Origin of the sequence: Qipengyuania sp. Mu-71, from assembly GCF_036867055.1 — a bacterium.
Classification (GTDB): Bacteria; Pseudomonadota; Alphaproteobacteria; order Sphingomonadales; family Sphingomonadaceae; genus Qipengyuania; species Qipengyuania profunda.
In genome coordinates, this window is record NZ_JBAJHR010000002.1 from 22,237 (window position 1) to 45,982 (window position 23,746).

The 23,746-nt window shown below is 65.9% G+C and carries 21 protein-coding genes; 7 read left to right on the plus strand and 14 right to left on the minus strand.

The window, feature by feature from the left end:
- The first annotated feature begins 31 nt into the window (after positions 1–31).
- The 3 genes from tldD (at position 32) to V6B15_RS11945 (ending at position 2,967) form a co-directional block, all read left to right on the plus strand.
- Positions 32–1,453, plus strand: coding sequence for a metalloprotease TldD (tldD, locus tag V6B15_RS11935; protein ID WP_253521572.1), 1,422 nt, complete (start codon positions 32–34; stop codon positions 1,451–1,453).
- Between the two features lie 73 nt (positions 1,454–1,526).
- Positions 1,527–1,937 carry a hypothetical protein gene (locus V6B15_RS11940; protein WP_334201379.1) on the plus strand — a complete coding sequence of 137 codons (411 nt, stop codon included), beginning with the start codon at positions 1,527–1,529 and terminating at the stop codon, positions 1,935–1,937.
- A gap of 64 nt (positions 1,938–2,001) precedes the next feature.
- Entirely contained in the window at positions 2,002–2,967 is a 966-nt protein-coding gene (locus V6B15_RS11945; protein WP_334201380.1) for an oxidoreductase, read from the plus strand.
- On the opposite strand, the gene V6B15_RS11950 is transcribed toward V6B15_RS11945, so the two are convergent.
- From V6B15_RS11950 to guaA, 4 genes are read right to left on the minus strand one after another with little or no spacing between them, the layout of a single operon-like run.
- Complete coding sequence (locus tag V6B15_RS11950) at positions 2,964–4,256, minus strand: NRAMP family divalent metal transporter (RefSeq protein WP_334201381.1); 1,293 nt, start codon at positions 4,254–4,256, stop codon at positions 2,964–2,966. The two genes, V6B15_RS11945 and V6B15_RS11950, sit on opposite strands and share 4 nt — an antisense overlap.
- A gap of 37 nt (positions 4,257–4,293) precedes the next feature.
- Positions 4,294–4,995 carry an endonuclease III domain-containing protein gene (locus tag V6B15_RS11955; protein ID WP_334201382.1) on the minus strand — a complete coding sequence of 234 codons (702 nt, stop codon included), beginning with the start codon at positions 4,993–4,995 and terminating at the stop codon, positions 4,294–4,296.
- 3 nt (positions 4,996–4,998) lie between these two features.
- Complete coding sequence (locus V6B15_RS11960) at positions 4,999–5,862, minus strand: DMT family transporter (protein ID WP_334201383.1); 864 nt, start codon at positions 5,860–5,862, stop codon at positions 4,999–5,001.
- Positions 5,853–7,427, minus strand: a complete 1,575-nt coding sequence (gene guaA, locus V6B15_RS11965) for a glutamine-hydrolyzing GMP synthase (RefSeq protein ID WP_334201384.1) — start codon at positions 7,425–7,427, stop codon at positions 5,853–5,855. The genes V6B15_RS11960 and guaA overlap by 10 nt, the downstream gene beginning before the upstream one ends.
- A 210-nt stretch (positions 7,428–7,637) precedes the next feature.
- On the opposite strand from guaA, the gene V6B15_RS11970 reads away from it, so the two are divergent.
- Positions 7,638–7,943 (plus strand): UrcA family protein, encoded by a 306-nt coding sequence (locus V6B15_RS11970; protein ID WP_253521556.1) that lies wholly within the window; start codon positions 7,638–7,640, stop codon positions 7,941–7,943.
- A gap of 398 nt (positions 7,944–8,341) precedes the next feature.
- Here the strand turns inward: V6B15_RS11970 and V6B15_RS11975 are convergent, their stop codons facing one another.
- From V6B15_RS11975 to V6B15_RS11985, 3 genes are read right to left on the minus strand one after another with little or no spacing between them, the layout of a single operon-like run.
- Positions 8,342–9,895 carry a class I adenylate-forming enzyme family protein gene (locus tag V6B15_RS11975; protein ID WP_334201385.1) on the minus strand — a complete coding sequence of 518 codons (1,554 nt, stop codon included), beginning with the start codon at positions 9,893–9,895 and terminating at the stop codon, positions 8,342–8,344.
- A 32-nt stretch (positions 9,896–9,927) separates the two neighbouring features.
- Positions 9,928–10,629 (minus strand): ZIP family metal transporter, encoded by a 702-nt coding sequence (locus V6B15_RS11980; RefSeq protein WP_334201386.1) that lies wholly within the window; start codon positions 10,627–10,629, stop codon positions 9,928–9,930.
- A complete protein-coding gene (locus V6B15_RS11985; RefSeq protein WP_334201387.1) occupies positions 10,623–12,008 on the minus strand; it encodes an L-serine ammonia-lyase in 1,386 nt (461 codons plus the stop codon). The genes V6B15_RS11980 and V6B15_RS11985 overlap by 7 nt, the downstream gene beginning before the upstream one ends.
- A gap of 119 nt (positions 12,009–12,127) precedes the next feature.
- Here V6B15_RS11985 and gyrB point away from each other — a divergent pair, with 119 nt between their 5' ends.
- Positions 12,128–14,659, plus strand: a complete 2,532-nt coding sequence (gene gyrB / locus V6B15_RS11990; protein ID WP_442969025.1) for a DNA topoisomerase (ATP-hydrolyzing) subunit B — start codon at positions 12,128–12,130, stop codon at positions 14,657–14,659.
- Positions 14,660–14,663: 4 nt separating this feature from the next.
- A complete protein-coding gene (locus tag V6B15_RS11995) occupies positions 14,664–15,758 on the plus strand; it encodes an AI-2E family transporter (RefSeq protein WP_334201389.1) in 1,095 nt (364 codons plus the stop codon).
- On the opposite strand, the gene V6B15_RS12000 is transcribed toward V6B15_RS11995, so the two are convergent.
- The 7 genes from V6B15_RS12000 to V6B15_RS12030 form a co-directional block, all read right to left on the minus strand.
- Positions 15,759–16,385, minus strand: a complete 627-nt coding sequence (locus V6B15_RS12000) for a hypothetical protein (RefSeq protein WP_334201390.1) — start codon at positions 16,383–16,385, stop codon at positions 15,759–15,761. It lies immediately after the preceding gene.
- Positions 16,386–16,456: 71 nt separating this feature from the next.
- Entirely contained in the window at positions 16,457–17,260 is an 804-nt protein-coding gene (locus tag V6B15_RS12005) for a DUF1295 domain-containing protein (RefSeq protein ID WP_334201391.1), read from the minus strand.
- Positions 17,257–17,883 (minus strand): 1-acyl-sn-glycerol-3-phosphate acyltransferase, encoded by a 627-nt coding sequence (locus tag V6B15_RS12010; protein WP_334201392.1) that lies wholly within the window; start codon positions 17,881–17,883, stop codon positions 17,257–17,259. Before V6B15_RS12010 ends, V6B15_RS12005 begins: the two co-directional genes overlap by 4 nt.
- A 74-nt stretch (positions 17,884–17,957) precedes the next feature.
- Positions 17,958–19,568 (minus strand): carboxyl transferase domain-containing protein, encoded by a 1,611-nt coding sequence (locus tag V6B15_RS12015; protein ID WP_334201393.1) that lies wholly within the window; start codon positions 19,566–19,568, stop codon positions 17,958–17,960.
- Entirely contained in the window at positions 19,565–20,515 is a 951-nt protein-coding gene (locus V6B15_RS12020; protein WP_334201394.1) for an NAD-dependent epimerase/dehydratase family protein, read from the minus strand. The genes V6B15_RS12015 and V6B15_RS12020 overlap by 4 nt, the downstream gene beginning before the upstream one ends.
- A gap of 25 nt (positions 20,516–20,540) precedes the next feature.
- Positions 20,541–20,846 (minus strand): alkylphosphonate utilization protein, encoded by a 306-nt coding sequence (locus V6B15_RS12025; RefSeq protein WP_320181432.1) that lies wholly within the window; start codon positions 20,844–20,846, stop codon positions 20,541–20,543.
- Positions 20,843–22,024, minus strand: coding sequence for an isovaleryl-CoA dehydrogenase (locus V6B15_RS12030; protein ID WP_334201395.1), 1,182 nt, complete (start codon positions 22,022–22,024; stop codon positions 20,843–20,845). Before V6B15_RS12030 ends, V6B15_RS12025 begins: the two co-directional genes overlap by 4 nt.
- 153 nt (positions 22,025–22,177) lie before the next feature.
- Here V6B15_RS12030 and V6B15_RS12035 point away from each other — a divergent pair, with 153 nt between their 5' ends.
- Positions 22,178–23,710 (plus strand): sensor histidine kinase, encoded by a 1,533-nt coding sequence (locus V6B15_RS12035; RefSeq protein WP_334201396.1) that lies wholly within the window; start codon positions 22,178–22,180, stop codon positions 23,708–23,710.
- Positions 23,711–23,746: the final 36 nt, after the last annotated feature.

The following is a 23,746-nucleotide window of genomic DNA, read 5'->3' on the forward strand; positions in this document are numbered from 1 at the left end:
CTTCGCCGGCGCCAGCCCCTACATAGGGTGCATGACGCCAGCGACCGACCCGCACGCCCTGCTCTACAACCAGCTCGATCCCGAGGAAGCCAAGGCGCTCACCGCGCGCCTGCTGGCCCCCTGCGACGACGGTGAGCTCTACCTGCAATTCATGGCGAGCGAGAGTTTCGCCTTCGATGACGGACGGCTCAAGACCGCCGACTACAGCCGCGATTCGGGCTTCGGCCTGCGCGGCGTGTCGGGCGAGACGACCGGCTTCGCGCATGCGAACGAGATCAGCGCCGCCTCGATCGCCCGCGCCGGCGAGACGCTGCGTTTGCTCGACGCGACCACCTCGCCGCATGCCGCGCCGCCCGAGCGGACCAACCGTCATCTCTATACCGATGCCAGCCCGCTCGACCTCGTGCCCTTCGCCGAGAAGGTCGCGCTGCTCGAAAAGATCGACGCGGTCGCGCGCGCCAAGGATCCGCGCGTCGCGCAGGTCAATGCGAGCCTGTCGGCCAGCTGGAGCGCGATCGACATCATCCGCGCCGACGGTTTCACCGCGCGCGACCTTCGCCCGCTGGTCCGCCTGAACGTCAGCATCGTGGCCGAAGCCAACGGCCGCCGCGAAACCGGCAGTTTCGGATTTGGCGGACGCTATCTCTACGACGATCTGTTCGACGAAGGGCGCTGGATGCGCGCGGTCGACGAAGCGGTCCGCCAGGCGCTGGTCAATCTCGACAGCGTAGCCGCCCCGGCGGGCGAGCAGACCGTCCTGCTCGGCCCCGGCTGGCCCGGCGTGCTGCTGCACGAAGCGGTCGGCCACGGGCTCGAGGGCGATTTCAACCGCAAGGGCACCAGCGCCTTTGCCGGGCGCATCGGCGAACGCGTCGCCGCCCCCGGCGTCACCGTGATCGACGATGGCAGCATGACCGATCGCCGCGGATCGCTGAGCATCGACGACGAAGGCACACCCACGCGCGAGACCGTGCTGATCGAGGACGGCATCCTCAAGGGCTATATGCAGGATCGCCTCAACGCCCGCCTGATGGGTGTCGAGGCGACCGGGAACGGGCGCCGCCAATCCTATGAACATGCTCCCATGCCGCGCATGACCAACACCTTCATGCAGGGCGGCAGCGACGATCCCGAGGAATTGCTGAGCCGCGTCGACGACGGCATCTATGCCACCAGCTTCGGCGGCGGGCAGGTCGATATCGTCAGCGGCAAGTTCGTGTTTGCCTGCACCGAGGCCTACAAGGTCGAAAAGGGCAAGGTTGTCGCGCCGATCAAGGGCGCGACGCTGATCGGCGACGGTCCGACCGTGCTGACCAAGGTGCGCGGCATCGGCAACGACATGGCGCTGGATGAAGGCGTCGGCATGTGCGGCAAGGGCGGGCAGAGCGTGCCCGCGGGCGTCGGCCAGCCGACCCTGCTGGTCGACGGCATCACCGTGGGCGGAACCGGCTGACCCACGCGCGCGTCGACTCAGCGCAGGTTCAGGCGGTGTGACACAGTATCCGCCGCTCATCAGGAGACTCGCCATGTTCAAGCCGCTTGCCATTGCCACTGCCGCGCTCGGCCTGCTTGCCGCGCCCGTCCAGGCCGACGAAACCGAGGATATGACCCGCGGTGAGGCCGAACTCGCCAAACTGCTCGAGGGCCGCGTCGCGGGCGAGCCGCGCGACTGCATTCGCACCATCGGCAGCCGCAATCTCAACCAGATCGACGGCACCGCGCTGACCTATCGCGACGGCGACACCATCTGGGTCAATTACACGCGCAATCCCGAGAGCATCGACGAGAGCGAAGTGATGGTGATCAAGCGCTTCAGCGCCACCAGCCTGTGCCGCACCGACCAGATCGAACTGGTCAGCCGCACCGGCGGCTTCCTCAGCGGGGTGATCTTCCTCGACGAGTTCATCCCCTATGCCAAGGTCGACGCCGAGGGCTGATCCTCGCAGGGGTAGCCAGCCTGCCACGCGGGGGGCATAGCTCTCTTTTTCCGAGGAGAGCCAGATGACCAGCCCGCAAGCCCCCGTGAATTCGCCCTTCGGCTATCGCTCCACCGCGCGCGAAGTGGTCGAGGGCGTGGATCTGGCGGGCAAGACCGTGGTCGTCACCGGCGGCTATTCGGGCATCGGCACCGAAACCGTCCACGCACTGGCCGGGGCCGGAGCGCAGGTAATCGTCGGCGCGCGGCGACCCGACCAGGCGGAGGATGTCCTCGAAGGGGTGAGCGGCGATATCGCCATCCTGCCGCTCGACCTGTCGGATCCGGCCTCGATCGATGCCTTTGCGGAAGCTGTCGCCGAGGAAACCGCGACCATCGACATCCTCATCAACAATGCCGCGATCATGGCCAGTCCGCTGGCGCGCGATGCGCGTGGCTACGAGATGCAATTCGCGACCAACCATCTGGGCCATTTCCAGCTCGCCGCGCGGCTGTGGCCGCTGCTGCTGGCAGACGGCGGCGCGCGGGTGGTGGCGCTGTCCTCGATCGGGCACCGGCTGAACGGGCTCGACCTCGACGATCCCAACTTCGAGCGCCGCGACTATGACAAGTGGCTGGCCTATGGGCAGGCCAAGTCGGCCAATGCATTGTTCGCGCTCCAGCTCGACAAGCTGGGCGAAGCGCAGGGCGTGCGCGCCTTTGCCGTCCACCCGGGCAGTATTGCGACCCCGCTCCAGCGCCACCTCACGATGGAAGAGCAGCGCGCGATGGGCTGGTATGACGAGGAAGGCAATGTCCACGAAGCCTTCAAATCGACCGAGGAAGGCGCGTCGACCAGCGTGTGGTGCGCGGTTTCCCCGCTCCTCGAAGGCAAGGGCGGCGTCTATTGCGAGGATTGCGACATCGCCGTCCCCGCCGATCCCGAAAACCCGCGCGCGGGCGGCTGCTGGCCGCATATCCGCGACGAGGACTTGGCTAAAGCGCTGTGGCGCAAGTCGGAAGAACTGACCGGAGTAGCCTTTCCCGGTTAAAGCGCCGCGCGGCGCATGACCGCGCGGCCCGTGAACACGCCGAGCAGGGCAAAGGCGGGTAGCATCAGGCCCGGGTCGGGCAGATCGAAGCCGAACAGCGTCGCCGTAGCGCGCGCCAGCGCGGTCAGGCCGAGCATGGCGGCAACCCCCACCACCAGCAGGCCGAAGCCATTCGCCAGCAGGCCGTTGACCCGCTCGCCCAGCAGCCCAGCGTCGTTCATCGCTGCAAGCAGGAACAGCGCGACCAGCGGCAGCAATATGCCGTTGAAGGCCTGCGCGGCGAGGATTGCCGGAGCGGGGCGGATTTCGGCCAGCCCAAAGCCAAGCCCGACCAGCAGCACCGCGCCCCAGACCGCGCGGAAACGCCAGCCACGGGCCTGCCACCGCGGGTCATCCGCCTTGCCGAACAGTCCGCGCGCGGTGAGCGCGGCTGCCAGCGGGGCAGTGACCGCGGAGGAAATGCCTGCCGCGAGCAGCCCGATCCCGGCACCCGTCCGCGCCCAGCCGCCGACCCGTTCATCGAGCACATCGCCCAGCGCCGCGAACGAAAACTCGCCCACCAGCGCCGTGCCGACCACCAGGATCGCCGCAGTGATCACCACGCCGAGCCCGACCGAAATGGCGAGGCCGAAGCGCATCTCTCCCAGCCCCTGCCCGCGCGCCAGCGCAGCGCCGAGAAACAGATTGTAGGGCACCACCGTCGTCCCCACCAACGCCAGCACCGCGAGCAATGCAGCGGGATCGTCGGCAAAACCCGGTGCCGGGACAAGGCCCGCCAGCAGCACGGGGGCGGGCGGCGCCAGCGACAGCGCGACGAGCAGGAAGCCGCCCCCCATCAGCGCGACGAACACCGCCATGAGCCGCGCGACGCTGTGCGGCGATCCGGCCAGCAGCATCAGCGCAGCCGCTGCCGCCAGACCCAGCGTAACGCCTGCGCGCGGCCCGTCGAAGGCGAGCATCGCCCCCGCCGCGCCGCCGAGGATATTGCCCGCTTCATAGGCCGCGCAGCCGAGCAGGATCGCACCGCCGACAAGCAGCAGCGTTGCCACATGCGCAAAACCTGTCGGGTATCGGCGCCGGAGCACGGTCGCCAGATCGTCGCCCGTGGCGACCGCCAGCCGCCCGGCAAATTCCTGAAGCGTGAAGGTGGCGATGCCCGAGAAGAGGATCGCCCACAGCAGCGCCGCGCCGGTGTTCGCCCCCGCGCTGGCAGCCGCCGTGACCGTGCCCGGCCCGATGAATGCCGCCGCGATTGCGGACCACAGGAGGATCGAGCCGATACGCTTCATTGCCGACCCTTGTGGCGCAAGCTGGCACGCGCCGCAATCAGGCGCGGCGGCGACCCGTCTCGCACAGCGCCTGCGCGGCGCAATTGGGGCAGTCGGGGGCGGAGGGGCGGCACCAGGTCTGGCCAAGCTTCTTCATCAGCAGGTGATGTTCGTCGAACTGCGCGCCCGACCAGTCCTCGGGCATGGCGGGCATAATCGCGGCGAAAGCCCGCGCGGTGCTCGCCCTGGGCGGCACCAGCCCCATGCGCTGAAGAATGCGCGTGTGGTGGCCGTCGAGCACGATCGCGCGGCGGTCGAGCGTGCTGGCATTCATCACCCCGGCGGCGATCTTGCGGCCAACACCGGGAAGCTGTTCGAGCCAGTCCATCGCCGCTTCGGTGTCCAGCTCGGCGAGATGCGTGAGGTCTACCGCGCCGCGCAGGTCGATGAGCGCCGCGAGGCTCGCCTGCAGGCGTTCGGCCGCGACATTGGGATAGGTCTGCGTCGCGAGCTCGGCCTGCAAGTCTTCGAGCGGCGCGGTGGCCACCGCCTCCCAGCTGCCCCAGCGCTGCAGCAGCCGGTCGGTTGCGGCGTTCGAGACCTCGGACTTGGTCCGCGCGCCAATCACGCCTTGCACCAGCACCCATTCGGGCTGGCGCCATTCCGCGGCCGCGCGTTCGATATGTCCGAAACGCTGGACCAGTAGCGCCTGCAGGTGGCGGAGCGTTTCCGTGCGCGGATCGGGACCCAGCGGCAGCATCGGTCAGCGCCGCAGCGTCAGGCCGATGCCGGTCACGATCAGCACCCCGGCAACGATCAGTTCGCTGGTCACCAGTTCATCGAGCAGGGCGATGCCGCCCAGCGCCGCGACCAAGGGCGTGGCCAGCTGGACGGTCGCCAGCGTCGCCAGTCCCAACGAAGGGGAAACGCGGTTCCAGATGACATAGCCAAGCCCCGAGGTGACCGCACCCGACAGCATCGCGAGCAACAGACCGGGGGTTTCGGGCATCGTCATGTCGAAGGCTAGCAACGGCAGCGCGAGCACCGCGCCGATGGCAAAGCTGCGCGCCGTATAGCGGCCCGCACCGGCGGACGCCCGCCCGATCATCGTATAGGCGCCCCAAGCAATCCCGGCGGTCGCCATGAATGCGGACGGCAGCAGTCGTCCGCCCTGCACTTGCGGGACCAGCAGCACCGCCAGACCCGAGAGCGAAAGCACCAGCCCCGTCCACCCGAGCCAGCCCACCCGTTCGCCGCGGACTATGCCGGCCAGCAGGATCGTCGCCTGGACGACGGCGAACAGGATCAGCGCCCCCGTCGCCGCGGGCAGCTCGACATAGGCCCAGGAAAACATCGCGACATAGGCGAACAGGCTGAGCCCGCCGCCGAAATTCCATGTCCCGCCGCGCCCCAACAGCAGCGGGGCGAGGACGATCGCCCCGGTCGCCAGCCGGACCACCGAGAAGGCGATCGGCGTGATCCCCCCTCCCGCAAGCGCATAGCGTGCGATGAGCGAATTGCCGGCAAAGGCCAGCACCGCGAGGCTGGCGAGGACGAGAACCGTCGCGAGCCCGAACGGGCGCGCAGCCGCAGCCGGGCCGCGCGGTTTTGCCGCGCCTATTCCCACTCGATCGTGCCGGGGGGTTTCGACGTATAGTCGTAGACCACCCGGTTGATGCCCTGCACCTCGTTGATGATACGGGTGGCGACGCGGCTGAGGAAGGCGCTGTCGAAGGGATAGATATCGGCGGTCATGCCATCGGTGCTGGTCACCGCGCGCAGGCCGCAGACGCTGTCATAGGTGCGGCCATCGCCCATCACCCCGACGGTCTTGACCGGCAGCAGCACCGCAAAGGCCTGCCAGATCGCATCGTAGAGCCCGGCGTTGCGGATTTCCTCGAGATAGATCGCATCGGCCTTGCGCAAGATGTCGCAGCGCTCCTTGGTGACTTCGCCGGGAATGCGGATCGCGAGGCCGGGCCCCGGGAAGGGATGCCGCCCGACAAAGATCTCGGGCAGGCCCAGTTCGCGGCCCAGTTCGCGCACCTCGTCCTTGAACAGTTCGCGCAAGGGTTCGACCAGCTTCATGTTCATGCGTTCGGGCAGGCCGCCGACATTGTGGTGGCTCTTGATCGTGACCGAGGGGCCGCCGGTGAAGCTGACGCTTTCGATCACATCGGGATAGAGCGTCCCCTGCGCGAGGAAATCGGCGCCGCCGATCTTCTTCGCTTCGGCCTCGAACAGGTCGATGAAAGCGCCGCCGATGAACTTGCGCTTCTTTTCGGGGTCGGTCTGGCCCGCGAGACCGGAGAGGAACATTTCCTCCGCATTCACATGGACCAGCGGGATGTTGTAATGGTCGCGGAACAGCGTGACGACCTGTTCGGCCTCGTTCATCCGCATGAGGCCATGATCGACGAAGACGCAGGTCAGCTGGTCGCCGATCGCTTCGTGGATGAGCACTGCAGCAACCGCCGAATCGACCCCGCCCGAAAGACCGCAGATGACCTTGCCGTCACCCACCTGTTCGCGGATTTCCGCGATCTTGGTGCGGCGAAACTCGGCCATGGTCCAGTCGCCCGCGAGCCCGCAGACATGGCGCACGAAATTGGCAAGCAGCTTGCCGCCATCGGGCGTGTGGACCACTTCGGGGTGGAATTGCGTGCCGTAATACTGGCGCTTCTCGTCGGCGATGACCGCGAAGGGGGCGCCGTCGCTGGTGGCGACGATGCCGAAGCCGGGGGCGAAGCGGGTGACCTTGTCGCCATGGCTCATCCACACCTGGTGCCGCTCGCCGGTCTGCCACAGCCCGTCGAACAGCGCGCACTGTTCCGACACGGTGAGATAGGCGCGGCCGAATTCGCCGCCTTCGCCGGTTTCATGCCCCGGGCGAACCTCGCCGCCGAGCTGCTCGGTCATTACCTGCTGGCCATAACAAATGCCGAGGATCGGCAGGCCGCTGTCGAACAGGACCTGCGGTGCGCGCGGGCTGCCTTCGTCGCATACGCTGGCGGGCGATCCCGACAGGATGATACCCTTGGGCTGGAGCCGGTGGAATGCCTCCTCCGCCTGGATGAAGGGGGCGATCTCGGAATACACGCCGGCCTCGCGCACGCGGCGCGCGATGAGCTGGGTGACCTGGCTGCCGAAATCGACGATGAGGATGGAATCGGGGAGGTGTTCTGCCTGCATGGGTCCCGATAAGGGCAGCGCGCCTCGCCTGTCCAGCATTCGCAGCCACCGGGCCGATCATATCGCGCGGGCCGCGGCGAAGATGCATCGCTTACAACGTATCGTCGCGTATTTTGCACTTGCGAACACCTATGTTGCGATGCACAATCGCGATCAAGAACAAGGCCGAGGATGCCTGAAGAGCGATAACCTTTACCCCAGGAGACGCTCATGAAGTATCACCAGTTTCTCGCCGCCAGCCTCGTCGCTGCCGCACTCGTCCACACCCCGGCACAGGCCGAACGCAGCGAAGTCAGCATCGAAGTCGCATTCAACGACCTCGACCTGCGCGATCCCGACCAGGTCGAAGTCCTGCGCGAACGCGTTGCCGATGCCGCCGAAGCCGCCTGCACCCATCCCGACGCGCTGTCGGTCAACGCCTTCTCCTATGATCGTCGCTGCAAGGCCTCGCTGGTCGCATCGGCACGCAAGATGATCACGCTGAAGACCTCGGCAAAGCTGGCGCAGGCCCGCTAAACCGCTTTCCTGCACGCGCGACTGCAGGATATTCCGGTGCCGCCACGACCTTGGTCTTGGCGGCACCGTTCGTTTTGATACGGGACGGTAGAGGCGCGAAAGCTTGGTTGCGCAAATCGCAACATCTTTCAAAGTTTTCTCACTTTCGTTCGCCGCCGAGTAAGATTATTACACGCCTCACAGCCGGACGGTGAACCCTGACACTCCCGTCCCGGACGATTTACAGAAGCGTCGGCCCCCCAAGCAGCCGCGTTTCTGGCCTTCCTCGCCACGGCGGCCGGCCACCGGCCCTCCGCACCGGCGAGGCGATATGGCAGCGAGTAGAGACGCGGCCGCCGACATTCCTCTCCCTCCCCCCAAGAAGTCGGCGCCGCGTCTCGAAGCGCTGCGCCGCCCGTTCAGTCGGGCAGGCCGCGCCGATCGGCCTCTTCGCGCAGATCGGTCTTGAGCAGTTTGCCGATATGGCTGCGCGGCATGTCCGCGATCCTATGGAGCTGCGCCAGCCGCTGGGTCTTGCCCAGCCGCGCATTGACCGCTTCGCGAATCGCTTCGCAATCGCGCGCATCCTCCGCCAGCGTCACGAACCCGACCGGGGTTTCGCCCCAGCGCGCGCTGGGCACGCCGATCACCGCGGCCTCGACCACATCGGCTTCCTTGGACAATTCATCCTCGAGATCGACCGGGAAGATATTGAACCCGCCAGAAATGATCATGTCCTTCGCGCGGCCGACCAGTTCGACGAAACCGTCGGCATCGACGCGGCCGATATCGCCCATGCGCTGCCACACATCGCCGGTTTCCGGGTCGGTCCAATACCCCTCGCGCGTTTTGTCGGGCTGGTTCTTGTACCCCGCCATCATCGTCTGGCTGCGGCCGATCAGATTGCCCGGCGTACCCGGCGCGACCGGATGGTCCGCATCGTCGAGCACCTTGAGCTCGCTGCCCGGCGCGGGCCGGCCCACCGTGTGCAGCTTGTCGGGAAACTTGTGCGCCTCGAGCAGGCACACGACCCCGCCCTCGGTCATCGAATAGATCTCGATCAGCGCACCCGGCATGCGCGCCAGCACCTCGCGCTTCAATTCCGCCGGGAAGGGCGCCGAAGTACAGTATTTAAGCTGCATGGCGGACAGGTCGAATTCGTCGAAGCGCGGCTCTTCCATCAAGCGCCGGTACTGGACCGGGACGAGCATGGTCGCGGTGGTGCGGTCCGCCTGCGCGTATTCGAGCCAGCGCAGGGCGTCGAACTTGCGCATCACGCGCACCGTCCCGCCCGCCAGCAGCGGCGGCAGGAACGCGACCATGGTGGTATTCGAATAGAGCGGCGTCGAGGCGAGCGTGCGAACGGGCAGGCCGCCTTCCAGCCAGCTCGATGCCGTACTGGCGAATTGCCGCCAGCGCATCTGGTGCGAATGGACGATGCCCTTGGGGACGCCGGTCGTGCCCGAGGAATAGATGATATTGAAGGGATCGCCCGGCTGCGGCCGGAATTCGGGCGCCTGCGTGCCTGCGGGCGCCATCCAGTCTGCAAGTTCCTCGTCGAGCACGATCCGCGTCATGCCCGGGAAGCAATCCTCGCCCAGTTCCGCCAGCTTTGCGCGGTCGATGAAGATATGCTGCGCACCCGAATCGCGCGCCATGCCCGCCAATTGGTCGGGACTGGCGCTGGTGGTCAGCGGCGCGGCCACCCCGCCCGCGCGCACCGCGGCAAGGAACACCAGCGCATAGGGAATCGAGGAATAGCCGAGGATCGCCACCGCCTGCCCCCGTTCCAGCCCGTCTGCGACGAGCCGCGCGGCGATCCGCTCGACCCGCTCGCCAAGCGCGGCCCAGCTCAGCTCGCCCTCGTCGTCGCGCATCGCGATCTGGCTGTCCAGCGCGGCGGCATTGGCGGCGATGATGTGCGGAAAGCTGCCGAAAGTTTCGGCCAGCGCTGCTCTTTGTGTCTCTCCCATGCGGCGCACCCTATCGCGGCGCGCGGCGCTGTCTAGCCGCCGGCGAGGCTGCCGAGCGAAAATGCGAGAATGACGCCCAGCGCAGTGGCGATGCCCGCCCAGTGGCGATCTTCGCGGAAAGCCCGCGGGAAGACTTCGGTCGCAAGGCTCGCGACCACTGCCCCGGCGGCAAAGCAGCGGATCACCGCCAGCGTGCCTTCGCCGACCCCGGCCAGCGCGAGATTGCCGACGATTGCCGCGAGCGCGAGCAACGCTGCGGTGCCGATCCACAGCAGCATCACGGTGCCTTTGGAGCGCCCGTCGGAGGTCATGGCGCGCGCGCCGCCCGCGGCTTCGGGCAGGTTGGACAGCAGGATCGATCCTGCAAGCGCGGCAACTTCCATCCCGCCCGCACCGATCAGCGCGACACCCAGCGCAAGGTTTTCCGGAATGCCGTCGAGCGTGATAGCGGCCAACAGTCCGCCGCCGCTATTCGAACCCCATTTTTCGTCGATCAGATAGTCCGCCACGGCAAAGACGATCGCGCCAGCCCCCACGCCGAGCATGGCGTGGAACACGCTGCTCTTGGCAATCGAGGGTTCGATCAATTCGCTCGTCACCGAAAGCAGCAAGGCGCCGCCCGCCAGCGCGACGAGGAATCCTTCGACCCGGTTGGGGAGCTTGCCGTATATGCCCCATGCCGCCCCGGCGACCAGAGCGCCCGAAACCACCAGCACGACGAGCAGCATCAGCATTCGATCACATTGACCGCGAGCCCGCCCTGGCTCGTTTCCTTGTATTTCGAGGACATGTCGAGGCCGGTCTGGCGCATTGTTTCGATCACCTGGTCGAGGCTAACGCAGGTCTCCGCCTCGGTCCGGTGCAGCGCGAGCCGCGCGGCATTGACCGCCTTGACCGCGCCGATCGCATTGCGCTCGATACAGGGCACCTGGACCAGCCCGCCGACCGGGTCGCAGGTCAGGCCGAGATTGTGCTCCATCCCGATCTCCGCCGCACAGGCGACTTGCGCGGGCGAGGCCCCCCACAGCGCCGCCAGCCCCCCGGCAGCCATCGAGCAGGCCACGCCCACTTCGCCCTGGCACCCCATTTCCGCGCCCGAAATGCTCGCGCGCTGCTTGTAGAGCAGCCCGATCGCGCCGGCGGTCAGCAGGAAGGTGCGACGGCTGTCGCGGCACGGGCCGTCGCCGGTGGTCGTGCAGTAGAAGCGGATGACCGCGGGGATGATCCCCGCAGCACCGTTGGTCGGCGCGGTGACCACGCGGCCCCCGGCGGCGTTCTCCTCGTTGACCGCCATCGCATAGCAGTTGAGCCAGTCGAACAATTGCTCGCGCTCGTTCGATTGCGGATTGGCGGACAGCTTGTCCCACAGGTCGGGCGCGCGCCGCGCCACCTTGAGCCCGCCGGGCAGGATACCGCGCTGGCGCAGGCCGCGATTGATACACTGGTCCATCGCGGCGGCGACACGGTCGATCCCCTCGAGCGTTTGCTCGCGCGGGCGGAAAGCGTCTTCATTGGCGAGGATCAGCTCGGCGATCGGCAGACCGGCCTGCGCGCAGGCGGCAAGCAATTCCTCAGCCGAACCGAAATCATGCGGCACTCGCGTGCCCGTATTGATTCGGTCGTCCTTGGGTTTGCGCTGCAATTGCGCTTCGGAAGCGACGAATCCGCCACCGGTCGAATAATAGGTCCGCTTCGACAGCCGCTCCCCAGCGGCATCGAAGGCCGCCAGCTTCATCCCGTTTGGATGCAAATCGGGAATGATATGCCCGGCAAGGTCGATATCGGCTGCCGGATCGAAAGCGATCTCGCGTTTGCCCCCCAGCACCAGCCGCCGATCTTCGCGCACCCGCTTGAGCGCGGCCGCGGCGTCGTCGGGACAGGTCGTGTCGGGCGCGAAGCCGATCAGGCCGAGGATGCTCGCATCGAGCGTGCCATGTCCGACACCGGTCAGCGCGAGCGAGCCCTGCAATTCCACCGTGACACGCGCCGTCCTGTCGAGCTTGCCCGACTTGGCCAGCGCCCGCACGAAGGTGCGCGCGATGCGCATCGGCCCGACCGTGTGCGAGGAGGAAGGACCGATTCCAATCCGGAAGATGTCGAGCACCGATAGCATGGCCGCGAGATGCGCCTTTGCCGCTTCGAAATCAACCGGTTGCAGTCGAAACCGGAGCAGCGGCAATCTGTGGGTAAAATCGCCCGCGAAACTTTGGAAATCCGCCTCCGAACGCCTATATGCTCACTATGGACGAAACCCCTGAAAACACGGGCGCCGAAGCGCCGAAGAAACCCGGTTATGGCGCAGATTCGATCAAGGTCCTCAAGGGCCTTGACGCGGTCCGCAAGCGGCCCGGCATGTATATTGGCGATACCGATGACGGATCGGGCCTCCACCACATGGTGTTCGAGGTCTCGGATAACGCCATCGACGAAGCGCTGGCGGGGCATTGCGACCTCGTTCTGATCGAACTCAATGCCGATGGCTCGGTCTCGGTCGAAGACAATGGCCGCGGCATCCCGGTCGACATGCACAAGGGCGAAGGCGTCTCCGCCGCCGAGGTCATCATGACCCAGCTTCACGCGGGCGGTAAGTTCGAAAACACCAGCGACGACAATGCCTACAAGGTGTCGGGCGGCCTGCACGGCGTGGGCGTGTCGGTGGTCAACGCGCTGTCCGAATGGCTCGAACTGACGATCTGGCGCGACGGCAAGGAACACTGGATGCGCTTCGAGCATGGCGATGCGGTCGCAAGTCTGCGCGTCGTCGGCGATGCCCCGCGGGTCGAACAGAACCCCGACGAGGACGGCTTCAAGAAGGGCACCCGCGTCACCTTCAAGGCGTCCGAAAATACCTTCAAGAATGTTATCGAATTCGACTTCGAGAAGCTCGAGCACCGCTACCGCGAGCTCGCCTTTCTCAATTCGGGCGTGCGGATCCTGCTGCGCGACAAGCGCCACGAGGAAACGCAGGAACACGACCTGTTCTACGAGGGCGGGATTGCCGCCTTCGTCAAATATCTCGACCGCAACAAGCAGCCGCTGGTCGCCGAACCGATCGCGGTGAGCGCGGAAAAGGACGGCATCGGCATCGACGTCTCGCTCGAGTGGAACGACAGCTATTACGAAAACGTCCTCACCTTCACCAACAACATCCCCCAGCGCGACGGCGGCACGCACCTGGCCGCGTTCCGCACTGCGCTGACGCGCACGCTGAACAATTACGCCAGCGCCAGCGGGATGCTGAAGAAGGAGAAGGTCTCGCTGTCGGGCGAAGACATGCGCGAAGGCCTGACCGCGATCGTTTCGGTCAAGCTGCCCGATCCCAAGTTCTCCTCGCAGACCAAGGACAAGCTGGTCAGTTCCGAAGTGCGTTCGCCGCTCGAAAGCCTGATGGGCGAGAAGATGAGCGAATGGCTGGAGGAAAACCCGGCCGAAGCCAAGGCGATCATCCAGAAGGTCATCGACGCCGCCGCCGCCCGCGAAGCCGCGCGCCGCGCGCGCGAAATGAGCCGCAAGGGCGCGATGAGCATCGCCTCGCTGCCGGGCAAGCTGGCCGACTGCCAGGACCGCAACCCCGCGAACTGCGAACTCTTCCTGGTCGAGGGCGATTCGGCAGGGGGCAGCGCCAAGCAGGGCCGTGACCGCAAGACGCAGGCGATCCTGCCGCTCAAGGGCAAGATCCTCAATGTCGAGCGCGCGCGCTTCGACCGGATCATTTCCTCGAAGGAAGTGGGCACGCTGATCCAGGCGATGGGCACCGGGCTACGCGACGAATTCGATCTCGAGAAGCTGCGCTACCACAAGATCGTGATCATGACCGACGCCGATGTCGACGGCGCGCATATCCGCACGCTGCTGCTGACCTTCTTCCACCGGCAGATGCCCGAGATCGTCAAGGCCGGGCACCTCTTCATCGCGCAGCCGCCGCTGTACAAGGTCGCGCGCGGCAAGAGCGAAGTCTATCTCAAGGACCAGGCCGCCTATGATCGCTATCTGATCGCGCAGGGCCTCGACGGGCGCATGCTCGAATCGCAGAGCGGATCGACCCACGCCGGCGGCGAACTCGAAGCGCTGGTCGACCATGGTTTGCGGATGCGCAATATGCTCGGCTTCGTCCCGCGCAAGTACAAGACCGACCTGATCGAGGCGATGGCGCTGGCGGGCGCATTCGAACCGAATGGCGACCGCCGCTCGGCGCTCGACCGGGCCGCCGCGCATTTGCAGATGGGCGATCCCGAAGCGCGCTGGAGCGCCGAGATCGGCGAAGACGGCAAGGTCCGTCTCAACCGCATCTGGCGCGGAGTGACCGACGTTCACGAGATCGACCCGGCCTTCCTCGACAGCGCCGAAGCGCGCAAGCTGCACCGCATCGCGCAGGATTTCGCCGACGTCTACACTTCGCCCGTGCGGCTCGTCCGCAGCGGTGCTGCGGAGCCGGTGGAAGAGGTCGACAGCAGCGATGTCGAGGAGGCTGCACCGATCCTCGCCGATGATGCGATCACCCTGCCGACCCAGCTGCTCGAGACGGTCATGGCGGCCGGCCGCAAGGGCCAGAAGATCCAGCGTTACAAGGGTCTGGGCGAAATGAACGCCGAGCAATTGTGGGAGACCACGCTCGATCCGGACAATCGCGCGTTGCTGCAGGTCAAGGTCGAGGATGCCGACGTCACCGACGAGATCTTCACTCGCCTGATGGGCGACGTGGTCGAACCGCGCCGCGAGTTCATCCAGAACAACGCGCTCAACGTGGCCAATCTGGACGTCTGACGCGGTGGGCGGGGGGCAGTCGACATCGGCGACCGAGCGGGGCGGTTTCCTGCTCTTTCTCGGTTTGGTCTCGCTTGCGCTGCTGGCGGTGGTTCTGCCATTCCTCACCCCGATGCTGTGGGCGGCGCTGGCGGGCATCATGTTCCAGCCACTTTACCGCTGGTTCCTCGTGCGGCGGCCCGACAAAGAAACGCAGGCGGCATTGGCCAGCCTCGTGGTGATCCTGTTCGCGGTGGTGCTTCCAGCGCTGTGGATTGGCAGTGCGGTGGTCGAGGAGGCGGCCGGCCTCTATGTCGCCTTCCGCGAAGGCAATATCGACGTATCGATGTATTTCGCACAGATATTCGCCGCACTCCCGACCAATATCCAGGCTTCGCTCGACAGCGCAGGCTTCGGCGATTTCGGCGAGGTGCAGGCACGCGCGACTGCGTTTGTGCAGGCGAGTCTCGGCCTGATCGCGACACAGGCGATCGCCTTGGGCGGAAGCGTGTTCGGGTTCGTGCTGTCCTTCGCAATCGCGCTGTATGTCGGCTTTTTCCTGCTGCGCGACGGACGCGCAATCGGCCAGGCGATCATCGCCGCGCTGCCGATGGAGCGGCAGGTCGCCAACCGGCTGGCCGAACGCTTCCTCACCATCGTGCGCGCGACGATCAAAGGATCGGTCGTGGTCGGGTTGGTACAGGGCGCGCTGGGGGCGCTGACCTTCTGGATCGTCGGCCTTCCCTCGGTGCTGCTGCTCGGCGTGATCATGGCAATCGCCTCACTGCTGCCCGCGCTGGGCCCGGCGATCGTCTGGGTGCCCGCCGCGATCTACCTGCTCGCCACCGGCGCGCTGTGGGAAGGCGTGGTAGTGATTGTTTCCGGCGTCGCGCTGATTGGGATGGCGGACAACGTCCTGCGCCCGATCCTTGTGGGGCGCGATACCGGTATTCCCGACTGGCTGATCCTCGTGACGACGCTTGGCGGCATTGCGCTCATGGGGCTGTCGGGGATCGTGGTCGGCCCGCTGGTCTGCGGCCTGTTTCTCGCCGCCTGGGGCATTTTCGCCGAACAGCGCGAACCCCCAGTCGTCCCGGCGGGGCCGCGCGAAGAGAGCTGATTACGCCGCGCGGATATCCTTCGTTCCGCGCACGCCGCCATCGCTGGCATCGAGACCACCGAAGATCGCCCCCACGATCAGGGCCAGCTTTTCTTCGGTCAGCCGGTCGTCGATCATGGCGATCATGTAGGGCTGCAGATAGCAATTCACCATCTGGTTGATGATCGACATCGCGGTGTCGACCTCGAGCCCTTCGAGGTATCCGTCGGCCTGCGCTTCGGCGATCAGTTCGCACAGATAATGGTCGGCGAGATCGATATAGCTGCGGGCGTAGTCGAAATAGCGTTCGCCCATCTCGACATAGAGGTTGAAGGTTGCGGGATCGTCGCGGAAGTTCTGCCGCAGCAGGATGAACCGGCGCCCGAAGAATTCGTACATCTTGCGCGGGGGCGGCAGGTCGGAGGCCATCACCTCGTCCATCACCCGCAGCTTGGGCGCGAACCATTCGGCGGTAATCGCCTCGAACAGATCGCCATCCCCGGGAAAGACCGAATCGACCCGCGCCCGCGCAACGCCGAGTTCGGCAGCCAGCCGCGCCCGCGACACTTCCTCGCCGGTGCGTTCCATCAACGCCATCGCCTCGCGCGCGAAGCGGCTGCGCAGTTCGTCGATTTCGTTCTCGCTCACGCTTGCGCGCTCCCCTCTCGTCCTGCGCCGCAAATAGGGGCGCAAGGGCGCGGGTTAAACCCCCTCCGGGATTAGCCCGAGGATTTCTTGGGCGGGAGCGGGAAGAAGGCAGAGGTCCGCGCCTTGTAATCGGCGTAGCCGGGACGCGAGTGTTTCATGCCGCGTTCGAGCAGCGGACCGCCCGACCATCTGGTCAGCGTGAAGGTCAGGAACAGCGGCCCGATCACCGTGGCGGCGGCGACCCACCAGCCGGCCGATGCGGCAGCGATCCAGATGCCCCACCAGACGCAGGCGTCGCCGAAGTAATTGGGGTGACGGGTATAGCGCCACAGGCCGCGGTCCATCACCTTGCCCGCATTCGCGGGATCGGCCTTGAACCGGGCGAGTTGCCAGTCGCCGACCCATTCGAAGAGGATGCCCACCGCCCACAGCGCCAGTCCGACCAGCGCCAGCCCGCTGATCGGCACCATCCAATTGGCCTCGAGAATGCCGTATTGCGCGGGGCTCGAAACGATGAACAGCAGCACCGACTGACCCAGAAACACCTTGGTCAAAGCGGCCAGCGCGAAGCGCCCCCTCGCGCGGTCTTTCGCGAGGATGCGCGCGTAACGCTTGTCCTCGCCCTCGCGCCGCCAGCGTAGCAGCAGATGGATGCACAGCCGCAGGCCCCAGATCACCGCCATCACCGTCAGCAGAGTGGCCAGCGGGCCGGGTTCGTACAGCCGCAGCCAGCTGACGAATGCCATCAAGGCCATGCCGCCGCCCCAATAGGCATCGACAAAGCTGACATCGTCGATCTGCACCGCGACCACCCACAGGATGATCGCCATGCCGAGCAGGATCGCCGCATTGGCCAGCAGTGCTTCGACGATCATGTCCCGTTCTCCTCGATCAGTTGCAGCGCCTGGCGTTCGAGCACCTTGAAGCGCTCGAACTCGGGCAGCTTGCCGCGCATGAAACGCGCGATTTCCAGCAGCGTCTCGCCATAATTCGCACTCGGGATGATCGCCGGCCCGAAGCCGACGATCCGGCGCGTGTTGCACACCCAGGCAGGAACAATCGGCACATTGGCGGCGCGGGCGATATTGTAGAACCCCGATTTCCATTCGCCCCTGGAGCTGCGCGTGCCCTCCGCAGCGATCACCAGCGCGAGTCGGTCCCGGCGCGCAAATTCGTCCGCGACCTGCTCGACCACATTGGCGCGCTTAGTCCGGTCGATCGGAATGCCGCCCATATCGAGCATGAAATTGCGCATTACGCCCTTGAACAGCGTATGTTTGCCCATGAAGGCGGGTTCGATCCCCTCGGCGGCGGTGGCGCCGGTAAAGAAAACGAAATCCCAATTGGACGTATGCGGCGCGCCGGCGATAACGAATTTGGGGATGTCGGGCAGATGCCCGTCGAGCGTCCATCCGCGCCAGCGATAGATCGCCAGAATGATCCGCCGCACGATACACGACAGGATCGAACGCTTGCGGCGCGGCCTGGCTAACGACACTTCACTCTCCCCGGTGATCCGACCTAGCAGCTACGCGAGGGAAAGCGATAGGGATGCAGCGGTTTTCCCGCCGATTACATGCGGAACACACCAAATTGCGGATGCTCGGGGATCGGCGCTTCGAGCGTCGCGGCCAGCGCCAGTCCGAGCACGTCGCGCGTCTGCACCGGGTCGATCACGCCGTCGTCCCATAGCCGTGCGGTGGCGTAATAGGGATTGCCTTCATCCTCGTATTTCTGGCGGATCGGGGCCTTGAATTCCTCGGCCTGTTCCGCCGTCCAGCTATCGGCGTCGCGGTGGACGGTGGCGAGCACCGAGGCGGCCTGTTCGCCGCCCATCACGCTGATGCGCGCATTGGGCCAGGTGAACAGGAAGCGCGGGGAATAGGCGCGGCCGCACATGCCGTAATTGCCCGCACCGAAACTGCCGCCGATGACTACGGTGAGCTTGGGCACACTGGCAGTGGCGACCGCGGTGACGAGCTTGGCGCCGTGCTTGGCGATGCCTTCGGCCTCGTACTTGCCCCCGACCATGAAGCCCGAGATGTTCTGCAGGAACAGCAGCGGGATACGCCGCTGGCAGGCGAGCTCGATGAAATGCGCGCCCTTCTGCGCGCTTTCGGAGAACAGCACGCCGTTATTGGCGAGGATCGCCACCGGCATGCCCCAGATATGCGCGAAACCGCAGACCAGCGTGCTGCCGTAATGCTGCTTGAACTCGTGGAACTCGCTGCCGTCGACCAGCCGGGCGATGACTTCGTGCACGTCATAAGGGGCGCGGACATCGTCAGGCACCAGCGCGTAGAGGTCCTCGGCATCGAATTTCGGCGTGCGCGGATCCTGTGTCGTGATGGCCCGTGCGGCGGCGTGATTGTCGCCCAGATGGCTGACGATATCGCGCACGATGGTGAGCGCGTGCTCGTCGTTCTCGGCCAAATGATCGACCACGCCCGATTTCCTGGCATGGAGGTCGCCGCCGCCGAGGTCCTCGGCGCTGATTTCCTCGCCCGTCGCGGCCTTCACCAGCGGCGGACCGGCAAGGAAGATCGTGCCCTGTTCGCGCACGATCACCGTTTCGTCGGACATCGCCGGGACATAGGCCCCGCCCGCGGTGCAGCTGCCCATCACGCAGGCGATCTGCGGAATGCCCAGCGCGGACATGTTCGCCTGGTTGAAGAAGATGCGCCCGAAATGGTCCCGGTCGGGGAAGACCTCCGCCTGGTGCGGCAGGTTCGCCCCGCCGCTGTCGACGAGGTAGATGCACGGCAGGCGGTTCTCCTGCGCGATCTCCTGCGCGCGCAGGTGCTTCTTGACCGTCATCGGGTAGTAGGTGCCGCCCTTCACGGTGGCATCGTTGCAGACGATCATTACTTGGCGGCCCGACACGCGCCCGATCCCGGCGATCAGCCCCGCGCCGTTGATTTCGTCTTTGCCGTACATGCCGTTCGCGGCCAGCTGCCCGATTTCGAGAAAGGGGCTGCCCGGATCGAGCAGCCGCTCCACCCGCTCGCGCGGCAATAGCTTGCCCCGCCCGACATGCCGCTCGCGGCTGCTTTCGGACCCGCCAAGCGCGGCTGCGGCAACGGCCGAACGCAGTTCCTCGGCAAGCCCCTTATTGTGTTCGAAGCGAGCCTCCGCATCGGGCGCCTTGCGGTCGAGCGTCGAGGTAAGAACGGGTGCAGTCATGCGATTTCCTTGGGCGGCAGATAGGCCGGATCGTGATCGAAGGGCAGGTCGCGCTCGCCGCGTAAGGCGTCAAGCACGCTGGCAAAACTGGTTTCGCAGCTAAAGCCGAGCAGTCTTTGGGCTTTCGCGGGATCGTAGACGCGGGTGATGGTCGCGGGCAACTGCCAGCCGCGCGCGGCGTAGAGATCGGCTGCGTCGGGGAAATGCCGCGCAATGACGGCGCGCGCGTCGCGGGCCAGTTCGGCGGTCTCCGTGCGCGCAAAGGGAGGCGGTGCCGAGAGTACGAAGGTCTCGCATCCCTGTCCCAAGACCCCATCGAGCGCGACGACATGCGCCCGCGCCGCATCGGCGGCAGATAGGCGCCGGTTGAGAAATTCGTTGGCCTTCATGTTCTCGCCCGCAAGCGCACGGTCGGTATCGTCATCCTCGGGGAAGAAGCGCCCCGTGCGAAGGATCGCGATATTGATCGCATGTTCCTCGGCGAACAGGCGGCACAAGCCCTCGGCTGCCTGCTTGGTCACGCCATATATGTTGCGCGGCGGGCCGTCGTAGAACTCTTCGTCCATCCAGAAGGCCTCCGTCGATGCGTCGGCGCGAACCCGGTCCGACACCATCAGTGAAGTCGTCGAGGTGAAGACGAAGCGGTCATGGCCGGCGCGGGCGGCGGCTTCGAGCAGGTTCAGCGTGCCGGTGATATTAGTGTCGATAAAAGCCTGCTTCGGATAGCGCGCGATATCGGGCTTATGCAATGCCCCGCCATGGACGATCGCCTCGACGCCGTCGGCGACCAGATCGGATACGAGCGCGCGATCCGCGACCGAACCGACCACCTGCGTGTCCGCCCCCGGCGCAATATCGAGACCTACCACTTCGTGTCCCGCAGCGCGCAATTGCGGCGCGAGGAAGCGGCCCAGCCAGCCCGACGAGCCGGTCAGCAGGAGCTTCATGGCACCGCCCCGATCACGTCCGGCCTCAGCGTTTCTTCACGAATTCGGCACGCAGGACGAGGCCCTTGATGCCGGGATATTTACAGTCGATTTCTTGTGGGTCGCCGGTCAGGCGGATCGATTTGATCAGCGTACCCTGCTTGAGCGTCTGGCCCGCGCCCTTGACGTCCAGATCCTTGATCAGCGTCACCTGGTCGCCGTCGGACAGCACATTGCCCACCGCATCGCGTACTTCGACGCGGTTCGCGGCAGCCTGCTTTGCCGCGAGTTCGGAGGCGGGCATCCACTCACCGCTGTCCTCGTCGTAGACGTAATCTTCGTCGGCGCTCACCCCGCCGCCCCGATCAGTTCGCGGCCGATCAGCATCCGGCGAATCTCGTTGGTGCCGGCGCCGATGTCGAGCAGCTTGGCATCGCGCATGTAGCGTTCCACCGGCCAGTCGAGCGTGTAGCCCGCGCCGCCCAGTGCCTGGACGCTTTCGGCTGCCACACGAAAGGCGCTCTCGCTCGAATAGAGGATCACGCCCGCGGCATCGAAGCGCGTCGTCTGGTCCGCATCGCAGGCCTTGGCGACCGCATAGGTATAGGCGCGGGCGGTTTGCAGCGCGACGTACATATCCGCCACCTTGGCCTGCATCAGCTGGAAGCTGCCGATCGGCTTGCCGAACTGCTTGCGCTCGCGCAGGTAGGGAATGACCGTGTCGAGACAGGCCTGCATGATCCCCAGCTGGATGCCCGACAGGACCACGCGCTCGTAATCCAGCCCGCTCATCAGCACGCCGACGCCGCCGTTCATCGGCCCCATCACGCGATCTTCGGGGACGAAGCAATCGTCGAACACCAGTTCGGCGGTCGGGCTGCCGCGCATGCCGACCTTCTCGATCTTCTGGCCGATGGAGAAACCCGCATCGCCCTTCTCGATCAGGAAGGCGGTGATCCCGCGCGAACCAGCGCTGCCGTCTGTCTTGGCATAGACCACCAGCGTATCGGCATAGGGCGCATTGGTGATCCAGAACTTGGTGCCGTTGAGAATGTAGCCGTCCACGCCGTCGCGCGAGGCGGCTTCGGCCTTCAACTTCATCGAGACGACATCCGAACCCGCCGAGACTTCGGACATGGCGAGGCTGCCGACATGTTCGCCGCTGACCAGCGGGGCGAGATACTTGGCTTTCTGCTCGGCATTGCCCCAGCGGCGGATCTGGTTGACGCAGAGGTTGGAATGCGCGCCGTAGCTGAGACCCAGCGAGGCGCTGGCGCGGCTGACTTCCTCGACCGCGATGACGTGTTCGAGATAGCCGAGACCGAGCCCGCCGTCTTCTTCGCTCACGGTGATGCCGTGCAGGCCCAGCTCGCCCATCTGCTCCCACAGCTCGGCGCGAGGAAAATAATCCTCGCGGTCGATCTTCTCGGCCAGCGGGGCGATCTGTTCATCGGCGAAGCGGGCCACGCTGTCGCGGATCATCTCGGCGCTTTCGCCAAGCTGGAAATCGAAATCGGGGGTCGCGCGCATGCTCTCTCCTTGGGGGCTCGCGAAAATTCGGCTGCGGGCGGGCCGATAGCCGAGCGCGCAGCACGGGGCAAACCGAATAGGCTGGCTTTACCCTCTGTCACTGGTAAATACTTTACGCGATAGTCGCTTGCATCTAGGCGCTTGGGTCTGCCTATGTACCGTAAAGACAACATCCTGTGGCCCGAGGGAGAGCCCTCCTCGGATGCCTATTGCGACGAGGACCGGCGCCTCGCGATCCTGACCGCGCACGGCACCGAAGCCATGCTCGACGATCCCGAATTGCAGGAAGTCGTCGATCTCGCCGCCAAGATCTGCGGTACGCCGATGGCGATGGTCACCATGGTCGAGGAGGGGCGCCAGCTGTTCCTGACCCGGGTCGGGATCGACGCGCGCGAAACGCCGCGCCCAACCAGTTTCTGTGCGCATGCCATGCTCGGCACCGAGCCGATGGTGGTCACCGATGCACGCGAAGACGAACGCTTCGCCGACAACCCCTTGGTCACCGGTGAACCGCACATCCGCTTCTATGCCGGCCATCCGCTGGTGTCTGTCGAAGGCGCTCCGCTGGGTGCGCTCTGTGTCATCGATACCGTGCAGCGCCCGGACGGGCTGACCGCGCTCCAGCGCGAGACCCTGGGTGTGCTGGGCAAGGCGGTCATGCGCCGCATCTCGCAGCGTCGCATGGGCGAAACCGCGCAGGCCGCGGTCGCAGTCCGCGAAAGCTACCTCCAACGGATGATCGACAGCGTCCCGGGGATCGCCTGGTCCGCCGATGCCGAAGGCAAATTCGATTACGTCAACGCGCAATGGGACGAGATGACCGGCCGGGCGCAGCCCAGGACGCTGGCGGACTGGCGCGCGACGATTCACCCGGAAGACTGGGACACTGCCTCGGGCGCGTTCCGTGCCTCGCTCGATAGCGGCAAGCCGTTCGAATTCGAATGGCGGTTGAAGCTGTCCGACGGCAATTATCGCTGGATGCTCGCCCGCGCGGTCCAGACGCCGGTTGGCGGGGGCCAGAACCGCTGGTTCGGCACGGTCATCGATGTCGATCGCCAGCGGCGCCTGTCCGAAGCGCGTGACCTGCTCGCGAACGAGCTGTCGCACCGGATCAAGAACATCTTCGCCGTGGTGTCGGGGCTGGTCGCGATCCGGTCGCGCGGGAAGCCCGAAATCGCCGAGTTTGCCACCGAGCTGAACGACACCATCCGCGCGCTGGGCGCAGCGCATGATTACGTGCGGCCCGGTCACGGGCACCAGGGCGGTACGCTGTCGGGCCTGCTCGCCGACTTGCTGGCCCCTTACGGCACTGCGGAAGACAAGCGCTTCAGCGTGACGGGTCCGGGGATCGTGGTCGGTGCGCGTGCCGCGACCCCGCTTGCGCTCATTTTCCACGAGCTGGCGACCAATTCGGCCAAATATGGCGCGCTGTCGCGTGTCGACGGGCATGTGACCGTCACCGTCGAGGATGAATGCGAGGGCGAGGACAACAGCAAGGTCTGCGTATTGTGGGAAGAAAGCGTGCGCAGCGCCAGCGCACCCGAAGACAGCGCGCATGAGGGTTTCGGCTCGCGCCTTTTGAGAATGGCGGTCGAAGGGCAACTGGGCGGTTCGTTCGAGCGCACGTTTTCGGACGACGGGCTCGACATCCGGATCGTCTTTCCGCGCAGTTCGATCGAAACCTGATCCCCCGCCCGCCTTGCACGCTTGGCGTGGCTGTGC

What these genes read in the sequence shown, in the direction of transcription:
- tldD (WP_253521572.1), top strand. Translation starts at nt 32, where the DNA reads ATGACGCCAGCGACCGACCCGCACGCCCTGCTCTACAACCAGCTCGAT.
- V6B15_RS11940 (WP_334201379.1), top strand. Translation starts at nt 1,527, where the DNA reads ATGTTCAAGCCGCTTGCCATTGCCACTGCCGCGCTCGGCCTGCTTGCC.
- V6B15_RS11945 (WP_334201380.1), top strand. Translation starts at nt 2,002, where the DNA reads ATGACCAGCCCGCAAGCCCCCGTGAATTCGCCCTTCGGCTATCGCTCC.
- V6B15_RS11950 (WP_334201381.1), bottom strand. Translation starts at nt 4,256, where the DNA reads ATGAAGCGTATCGGCTCGATCCTCCTGTGGTCCGCAATCGCGGCGGCA.
- V6B15_RS11955 (WP_334201382.1), bottom strand. Translation starts at nt 4,995, where the DNA reads ATGCTGCCGCTGGGTCCCGATCCGCGCACGGAAACGCTCCGCCACCTG.
- guaA (WP_334201384.1), bottom strand. Translation starts at nt 7,427, where the DNA reads ATGCAGGCAGAACACCTCCCCGATTCCATCCTCATCGTCGATTTCGGC.
- V6B15_RS11970 (WP_253521556.1), top strand. Translation starts at nt 7,638, where the DNA reads ATGAAGTATCACCAGTTTCTCGCCGCCAGCCTCGTCGCTGCCGCACTC.
- V6B15_RS11975 (WP_334201385.1), bottom strand. Translation starts at nt 9,895, where the DNA reads ATGGGAGAGACACAAAGAGCAGCGCTGGCCGAAACTTTCGGCAGCTTT.
- V6B15_RS11980 (WP_334201386.1), bottom strand. Translation starts at nt 10,629, where the DNA reads ATGCTGATGCTGCTCGTCGTGCTGGTGGTTTCGGGCGCTCTGGTCGCC.
- V6B15_RS11985 (WP_334201387.1), bottom strand. Translation starts at nt 12,008, where the DNA reads ATGCTATCGGTGCTCGACATCTTCCGGATTGGAATCGGTCCTTCCTCC.
- gyrB (WP_442969025.1), top strand. Translation starts at nt 12,128, where the DNA reads ATGCTCACTATGGACGAAACCCCTGAAAACACGGGCGCCGAAGCGCCG.
- V6B15_RS12005 (WP_334201391.1), bottom strand. Translation starts at nt 17,260, where the DNA reads ATGATCGTCGAAGCACTGCTGGCCAATGCGGCGATCCTGCTCGGCATG.
- V6B15_RS12015 (WP_334201393.1), bottom strand. Translation starts at nt 19,568, where the DNA reads ATGACTGCACCCGTTCTTACCTCGACGCTCGACCGCAAGGCGCCCGAT.
- V6B15_RS12020 (WP_334201394.1), bottom strand. Translation starts at nt 20,515, where the DNA reads ATGAAGCTCCTGCTGACCGGCTCGTCGGGCTGGCTGGGCCGCTTCCTC.
- V6B15_RS12030 (WP_334201395.1), bottom strand. Translation starts at nt 22,024, where the DNA reads ATGCGCGCGACCCCCGATTTCGATTTCCAGCTTGGCGAAAGCGCCGAG.
- V6B15_RS12035 (WP_334201396.1), top strand. Translation starts at nt 22,178, where the DNA reads ATGTACCGTAAAGACAACATCCTGTGGCCCGAGGGAGAGCCCTCCTCG.